We start from the raw sequence: 3011 nt of genomic DNA, 5'->3' as shown, positions 1-3011 counted from the left end.
TACCGACGTTCAGGTGCGGTTTGTTACGTTCGAATTTTTCTTTAGCCATCGAGACCGTCTCCCATCGTTGAATTGAGCTAGTCACGCCACCATTAAAACAAAGGCAGATATTTACATATCTGCCTTTGATATTGGAGCTCATGAGCGGATTTGAACCGCTGACCTCACCCTTACCAAGGGTGTGCTCTACCAGCTGAGCTACATGAGCGTATCGTATTTGCGCGAGCAAAAACCTGGAGCGGGTAGCGGGAATCGAACCCGCATCATCAGCTTGGAAGGCTGAGGTTCTACCACTAAACTATACCCGCGGTAGCCTAGGCCGACGCTATAAACTGGTGGAGGGGGAAGGATTCGAACCTTCGAAGTCGATGACGTCAGATTTACAGTCTGATCCCTTTGGCCGCTCGGGAACCCCTCCAAAACGAGGCGGCATTTTCAATGCCATCCTCTTAACTGTCAAGCAATTTCTCATTAAAATCCTGAGGTTAGCTTTCTTGACAGTTCTCCTCAAACAACCCAAGGGGCTGCGCGACGGAGCGGGCGCCATTCTATGGAAACTATTCTACGTTTGCAATGCCTGAACACGGCATTTGTTGATGACCCAGCTTGGGGAAATCTCTTAGTAGTTCGCCAAGCAATGAGTCGGTCAGGAGGCGCTGCTGAACGCCCGTCACCTGAACCCAGTAGCTACGGTGTGTTCTCGGCAACTCGCGTATAGACGCCATATAACTAATAGCTTTTAAGCGACTTACAACGCTTTCAGCGGAGTCCTTACGAGAGAATATCCCTAGTGATATTCCATTAGACAGATCGCCGACGGTAATTATGTAACTGTCAATATTGCGAGATTGGAGCTCTCTCAGCTGACGTAGCGATGCTTGCCGCGAAACTAGCGGAGGCAGATATACCCAATAGTCTGTGCCAGCAGCCTCATCGATAGACTTGACGCTGGCATCAATATCAAGACTTAGCAAACGCTGCTCAACGTCCAGCGCCACCGATTCTTGGTCGAACCCACCCAAAAATACGCAAACACTCCCCTCGTGGACGGAAGAACCACGAGGCTCCAATGGTTTGGTTTCGCTAAGCAACTGGATATCAGCCTCTTCGGAAACGGGAGGCGCCAAGGCCTCGCCCCTAGGAGGCTGCTGGTTGATGTGATGGAGGTAAAATAAAAGATTTAGCACTACCAGCAGCATTAAAAGCCAGCGCATGGATACCTCTTTAGGGACAGGCTATCGCCAGCCCCCTGAAAACCAAATCAGGCACGCATCTAACCCTAGGGAGATCTGCAACCAGTGCTGCATCTCCGCCGGTAACATAGATGGTGAAGTTTTTACCCAGATGATCTCCAGCGATGCCAATCTGGCTTGTAACGTAGCTTCGCAGCATGATCAAACAACCTCGCTCGACACCCTCGGCGGTGTCCCTGCCAGGCGTGATATCACTCAACGCAACGGTGGATAGCGCAGGGTCGTATTGGATGCGCCGGGTGTGAGCAAGCAGCTGCCCACGCAGAAGCGCTAAACCTGGCGCTATATAACCACCCAAGTGCACGCCATTACAGTCGACTAAATCTATAGTGACCGCAGTGCCGAGGTCGATAACCAAACATGGTCCTTTGCACATTTCATAAGCAGCGATGATAGCCAACCACCGATCCAAACCCAGCCGGCCCTGTTCCTTATAACCATTAACAACGCCCGCGACGCGCTTGGCTGGACTCACCTTAAGCACTTCCACCCCTAGTGCACCAGACAGCACGTCTGTCAATGCACCGGTTTCCGCATCGTCTCTGACGCTCACCATGCGGCAACGGGTAATTTTACCGATATCTGCATTGAGCAAGTCCTGAAGCAGGTCCATCGCCTGCGCTGCGATACCCCCTACTGCCAACGCGCCATCAACATTTGAAACAACCCGCCACTTGATGAAGCTATTGCCGCAATCGAGCTCAAGAATCATCGTCTAGCCTCAAACTTAATTCTCCACCACTGAAACACCGCTCACCCTGCCCTTCAATCCAAAGGCGTAGCGCACCCTGCTCGTCTATCCCGTTCATCATTCCTTTAACCTGTTGGGTGCCGGTGCTTAACGTACAGCGTCGCCCGCGCCAGATATTGTTTGCCTCCCACTCGTCGCGCAATGACGAAAATCCCTCACGGGCATGCCTTTCTACATAGTGAGATAAGGCTTCACTGACAAAGCGCGCCAGGTCATCGCGGCTCGCCAGCATTCCGGTCTGCTCACGCACCGACGTCCAGGCCTGACCGATGCCCTGAGTGCTCGGCGCCATGTTCACGTTCACTCCAATCCCGATAATCACATGACATAGGTCCGCCGGATCACCATTCAGCTCTAATAGAATGCCTGCTATTTTTCTGCCGCCTGCATATACATCGTTGGGCCACTTTAGTCCCGCACTTTCGATGCCAGCCCGATGAAGCGCACGGAGAACGGCCAGCCCAACGACTAAACTCAATCCAGACAATCCCTGGAGGCCATTCGAAACCTTCAGCACCAAGGTGTAATAAATATTTTGTGCCGGCGGGCTCGTCCACACACGCCCTCTACGGCCCCGCCCATGAGTTTGGCCCTCAGCCAATACCACGAATGGCGCAGCTACGCCCGCGTGTAGCAACCTTAAGGCCTCTGCATTAGTGGAGTCGGTTGACTCTCGAAGATAGAGCTGCCAACCCAGAGGAGCCAACACAGCGGCGTTGTCCTCATAACTCAGCAGCGAAAGAGGCGCTGCCAAGCGATACCCTTTGCCTGGCACTTTGAATAGCTCAATACCGCATTCATCCTCAAGTCGCTGTAGGTATTTCCACACAGCACTCCGACTTACACCGAGAGCCCTTCCTAACTCTTCGCCAGAATGAAAACGGCCATCACCGAGCAACCGTAGCAAGCTGTACATACCCCCTCCAGGCTTCGGACAGACATAATCGATGCCCTTGAACACATTCGAGTTTTCCAACCCCCAAAGACAAACCCCCGATCCTCTTACG

3 protein-coding genes and 3 tRNA genes are annotated in these 3011 nt (G+C 52.7%); all 6 read right to left on the bottom strand.

The window, feature by feature from the left end; all coding sequences use genetic code 11:
* Positions 1–132: 132 nt before the first annotated feature.
* A tRNA-Thr gene (locus RT21_RS22700) sits at positions 133–208 on the bottom strand.
* Positions 209–234: 26 nt separating this feature from the next.
* Positions 235–308, bottom strand: a tRNA-Gly gene (locus tag RT21_RS22695).
* A 25-nt stretch (positions 309–333) separates the two neighbouring features.
* Positions 334–418, bottom strand: a tRNA-Tyr gene (locus tag RT21_RS22690).
* Positions 419–557: 139 nt separating this feature from the next.
* Positions 558–1214, bottom strand: coding sequence for an SPOR domain-containing protein (locus tag RT21_RS22685; protein ID WP_046164444.1), 657 nt, complete (start codon positions 1212–1214; stop codon positions 558–560).
* 10 nt (positions 1215–1224) lie between these two features.
* Entirely contained in the window at positions 1225–1965 is a 741-nt protein-coding gene (locus RT21_RS22680) for a type III pantothenate kinase (RefSeq protein ID WP_046164443.1), read from the bottom strand.
* Positions 1955–2920, bottom strand: coding sequence for a bifunctional biotin--[acetyl-CoA-carboxylase] ligase/biotin operon repressor BirA (birA, locus tag RT21_RS22675; RefSeq protein ID WP_046164442.1), 966 nt, complete (start codon positions 2918–2920; stop codon positions 1955–1957). The genes RT21_RS22680 and birA overlap by 11 nt, the downstream gene beginning before the upstream one ends.
* Between the last annotated feature and the right edge of the window lie 91 nt (positions 2921–3011).

It is taken from the genome of Pseudomonas sp. 10B238, assembly GCF_000970615.1.
Lineage (GTDB): Bacteria > Pseudomonadota > Gammaproteobacteria > Pseudomonadales > Pseudomonadaceae > Stutzerimonas.
The sequence above is the reverse complement of the archived record's forward strand: the minus strand, read 5'-3'. Positions and strand labels throughout refer to the sequence as shown.